The organism is Pseudomonas sp. NPDC089569 (assembly GCF_050280625.1).
Lineage (GTDB): Bacteria > Pseudomonadota > Gammaproteobacteria > Pseudomonadales > Pseudomonadaceae > Aquipseudomonas.
Window position 1 is genome coordinate 1 of the sequence record NZ_JBNNVQ010000191.1, and the last position, 4644, is coordinate 4644.

Here is a 4644-nt window from a genome sequence, read left to right on the forward strand (position 1 = left end):
AGGCAGATCCAGAAGCTCAGGCCGTAGTAGTGCGACAGCAGCGCATAGCTGTAGGCGCCTACGGCGTAGAAGCCGACATAACCCAGGTCGAGCAGGCCGGCCAGGCCGACCACGATGTTCAGGCCCAGGCCGAGCATTACGTAGATCAGTACTAGCGTCGCGATGTCCACCGCGCCACGTGAGCCGAAGAACGGCCAGACCAGGGCACCGATAATCAACGCGATGATCAGGTAGCGCTGGGTGGTCGGCAGAGTTAGGAAGTGGCTGGCCTTGGCCGGGATCAGCGGTTTGCCGGACGAGGCATTCCACGCCTTGCTGATCTGCTGGTTAAACAGCACACGCAGGAACATCAGCACCGAGCACACCGCGATGGTTGCCAGAATGGCCGGGCTGGTGTTGTGCACCTCAAGATTGATGCCGACGATGGTCAGTTTCAGGCCCAATACCGAATAAGCTACAGCCCATACGAGTAGGATACTGAAGAACGCCGATTTAAAATTCGCAGTCATACTTTTTCGACCTCCGGACGGCCCAACAGTCCAGTAGGCCGGAACAACAACACCAATACCAACAAGCCAAACGCCACGACGTCTTTGTACTGGTCGCCGAAGACATCGGCGCCGAAGGCTTCCGTCACCCCCAATACCAGCCCGCCGAGCATGGCGCCCGGAATGCTGCCGATTCCGCCCAATACCGCTGCGGTGAAGGCCTTCAGGCCAACCAGGAAACCGGCATTCGGGTTGATCACGCCGTATTGCATGCTCAGCAGGACGGCGGCAATGGCTGCCAGCGCCGCACCGATGACGAAGGTCAGGGCGATGATGTTGTTGGTGTTGATACCCAGCAGGTTGGCCATCTTGATGTCTTCAGCACAGGCGCGGCAGGCACGACCCAGGCGTGAGCGGGAGATGAACAGCGTGAGGCCGAGCATGGCGACCAGGGTCACCACGAACACCACGATTTGCATGTAGGAAATCAGCACTTCATGTGCACCACCTGGCCCGAAGGCAAAGTTGCCCGGAATCAGGTTGGGAATGGATTTGTCCTTGGAGTCTTGCGCCAGCAGAACCGTGTTCTGCAGGAAGATCGACATGCCGATGGCAGAGATCAGCGGGATCAGACGGTTGCTGCCGCGCAAGGGGCGGTAGGCGATCCGTTCGATGCTGTAGCCGTAGGCACTGCAAACGACAATGCTTGCCAGAAAGGCGGCTATCATCAACAACGGAAGGCTTTGTAAACCAAATGCAGCCAGCCCAGCCAAGGCGATGAAGGCCACATACGAACCGATCATGTACACCTCGCCGTGGGCGAAGTTGATCATTCCAATGATGCCGTAAACCATCGTATAGCCGATGGCGATTAGGGCATACGTGCTACCAATGGTCAAACCGTTAACTAGCTGCTGGAAGAAGTGATAGAAGTCAGGCATTACAACGCTCCACTAAATCTACTCTGGCCTGACTCAGTTAAGAGCCAGACACTCACGCATCAAACGAAGCTAAATGAGTTTGCTGCGAACTTTAACGAGGGGTTTAGTTGACCTCAGTCCTAGGCTTGCCAAAATGCCACTGATAGACAACGAACTTGAAGTCTTTCAAGTCGCCCTTCCCATCAAAACTCAAGTTGCCGGTTGGCGTCTTAACAGTTGAGCTGCGAATAGCTTCAGCAACATATGCAGGATCTTCGCTCTTGGCGATCTCAATTCCGTTGGCAATTACCGCAACTGCGGAGTAAGAGGGGAATACAAAGGCACCACTGGGATCCTGCCCCTTTGCCTTGAATGTCTCAACCAAAGCAATATTGGCTGGATCTTGATCGAAGGACTTCGGAAGGGTCACCAGCAAGCCCTCGGAAGCGTCCTTGGCGATTTGCGAGATCGAATCGTTACCCACACCTTCCGGCCCCATGTATTGAGCTTTCAGGCCCTTTTCCTGGGATTGACGCAGTATCAGACCCAACTCAGGGTAGTAGCCACCGTAGTAGACAAAGTCGACGTTGGCTTGCTTGAGTTTGGCGATCATCGAGGAGAAGTCTTTGTCGCCAGCGTTGATACCTTCAAACACGGCAACTTTCACGCCTTTGCCTTCGAGGGTTTTCTTGACGGCGGTGGCGATGCCTTCACCGTATTGCTGCTTGTCGTGCAGGACAGCAACAACTTTCGGTTTGACATGATCAGCAATGTAGTTACCGGCGGCAGGGCCCTGGGCGCTGTCCAGACCGATGGTGCGGAACACCATTTTGTAGCCACGGGAGGTAATTTCTGGGCTGGTGGCAGACGGGGTGATCATGATCACGCCTTCATCTTCATAGATGTCTGAAGCCGGCTGAGCGGAGCTGGAGCACAGGTGGCCGACCACAAACTTGACGCCGTCGTTGACGACCTTGTTCGCGACCGCAACAGCTTGTTTTGGATCACAGGCATCATCGTACTCAACTGCTTCGAGTATCTTACCGCTTACGCCACCTTTGGCGTTGATCTGCTCGATAGCCATTTTGGCGCCACTGAACTGCATGTCGCCGTATTGAGCAACAGCGCCAGTTTTAGGGCCTGCAATACCGATTTTGATTACCTCGGAAGCTATCGAATGACCAGCAACTCCTGACAACATCATGGCGATAAGCAATTTAGGGTATTTTTTATTAGTTTTATTCATAGTGCTCCACTCATGGTGAGGAATATCAAGCCCTTCCATCCTGCATCAATCGGCCTTCATTTCCGCCCTGCCCCGGGATGCGAAACTCAAAGCATAAAACGCTGAACACGTCTGACGAGGTGCGCCTGAGGTGAGCAAGGTAAAGCGGCTGCATCCACTTCGATTGTAAAAAATTGAACCGCAACCTGCTTTGCACACAAATGCCGAAAAACCGCAGGATCTATGCATAATTAAGACTAACGTTTGGATTTTGATTGCCTGTAGGAATACAGTGGCGAGGAGCGCCCTAAAGCCATGCGAACTTAAATTTCAATTTTTTACAAGCCAAACATATTTTCACCATGCGACCATAAATGCGCACCACGCCAAGGCATCCCGCCCTATTAATAGAATCGCAATATCACAACAAAGCGCAGGGCCACACATGCGCTTCGCGAACAGAAACCTCAACAAAAGCTTTGAATCACGAATTTTGTTGAGTGCCCCTCCTAACCAACAAAACGATTAACCGATTGAGTTCCAATTTACATGATGCAACAGTCCGAGGGGCTGGATATTTATTCTGAATATTTTTAAAACACTCAGTTTCACCTTGCAGAAAACATGAACTACCTTCTAGAGAGGATGTTTGAAGAATGTTATCCGAATAAAAACATTGACGGGAGATGAGGAGTAGATGTGAACACGTCAGTGGGACAAGCCATTCCTCAACCATGCAATTTTTTACAAGCTTCAAGCAGATAAAGAATCTATTTTGAAGGTTCATAATCGGAGAGAAACTGATGATTCCAGCAAATTTACCTTTCGCGAAAACTCGAAACATCAATGGTTTCGTATTTGTTTCTGGAGAAGTACCGTTCGGTGAGGACGGTAGCATCCCCTACGGCTTGGAAGCACAGACGGATCTTACATTCGCCCGTATCGCGAAATCCCTAAGCACCGAAGGCCTAACCTTGGATGACATCGTGTCAGTCACTGTGTACCTCACCGACCCGAAAGATTTTCAAGAGTTTAACGCTGCTTATGCGAAACATTTCAAAGGCCCTCTTCCAACTCGTACCACTGTCTGTGCTCAGTTGATGATCGACGCTCGTGTTGAGCTGACCGTAATTGCGGCAGCTCGAACCTGATACCGATCCCTTCAAAGGAGTTACTAATGCTACACATTCGAACACCATTGATCTTGCATCCAGGACTTTCGACCCCGAGCCGAAGGGTATGGCTAAAGCTAGAAAATCTGCAGCCTAGTGGCTCATTCAAGCTCAGGGGAATGGGTAGGCTGTGCACTCAAGCTTTCGAGCAGGGAAAAAAATCTGTTGTATGTCCCTCAGGAGGAAACGCGGGACTTGCGACAGCAGTCGCTGCGATAAGTCTGGGCCTGAAAGCAAAGATTATTGTCCCTGTAACCACCCCTGAAGCTACCCGTCTTCGAATAATCAAAACTGGGGCAGAACTGGTCGTGCATGGTGAGGTCTGGGATGAATCAAATCAATTAGCGCTACAGCTCGCACAGGACTCCAGCACTCTCTATGTTCCAGCTTTTGACCACCCAGTACTGTGGGAAGGTCACAGCACTATGATTGATGAGATTATTGAGGACTGCCCGCAATTTGACACAATCGTGACCTCCGTCGGTGGCGGTGGTTTGCTTTCCGGAATTCTCAAAGGACTAGAAAGATATTCTCGCTACGATTGCAAAGTAATCGCTTGCGAAACAGAAGGTGCAGCATCATTTACCGCTGCCATGGCTGTAGGTCACCCCGTCAAACTTCCGCAAATAAAAACCATAGCGACATCGCTAGGCGCGGCACAAGTCGCTACATGGCCTGTAGAGAACCTTCCTAACTTCTCTTATGAATGCGTAGTCCTGTCCGATGATGATGCGGCGATGGGCATAGCTCGATACGCTGACGACATGCGCCAATTGGTAGAACCAGCATGCGGTGTATCACTGGCAGTCGCCTACCTGAACCATCCATCAATTGCACTA

5 protein-coding genes are annotated in these 4644 nt (G+C 51.4%); 2 read left to right on the top strand and 3 right to left on the bottom strand.

Annotated features, from left to right (window positions below; translation table 11 throughout):
- From ACQKP2_RS31790 to ACQKP2_RS31800, 3 genes are all read right to left on the bottom strand, one after another.
- A partial coding sequence (locus tag ACQKP2_RS31790) for a DUF3382 domain-containing protein (protein ID WP_427582238.1) occupies positions 1-509 on the bottom strand: 509 nt, incomplete at its 3' end.
- Positions 506-1429 carry a high-affinity branched-chain amino acid ABC transporter permease LivH gene (gene livH / locus ACQKP2_RS31795; protein WP_427582239.1) on the bottom strand — a complete coding sequence of 308 codons (924 nt, stop codon included), beginning with the start codon at positions 1427-1429 and terminating at the stop codon, positions 506-508. The genes livH and ACQKP2_RS31790, both read right to left, overlap by 4 nt.
- A gap of 103 nt (positions 1430-1532) precedes the next feature.
- The gene (locus tag ACQKP2_RS31800) at positions 1533-2654 is read right to left on the bottom strand and encodes a branched-chain amino acid ABC transporter substrate-binding protein (protein WP_427582240.1); all 1122 of its coding nucleotides are present in this window, start codon (positions 2652-2654) and stop codon (positions 1533-1535) included.
- Positions 2655-3436: 782 nt separating this feature from the next.
- Here ACQKP2_RS31800 and ACQKP2_RS31805 point away from each other — a divergent pair.
- Positions 3437-3784 (top strand): RidA family protein, encoded by a 348-nt coding sequence (locus ACQKP2_RS31805; protein WP_427582241.1) that lies wholly within the window; start codon positions 3437-3439, stop codon positions 3782-3784.
- A 26-nt stretch (positions 3785-3810) separates the two neighbouring features.
- Positions 3811-4644 (top strand): pyridoxal-phosphate dependent enzyme (locus ACQKP2_RS31810; protein ID WP_427582242.1); only part of this gene is annotated, 834 nt, incomplete at its 3' end.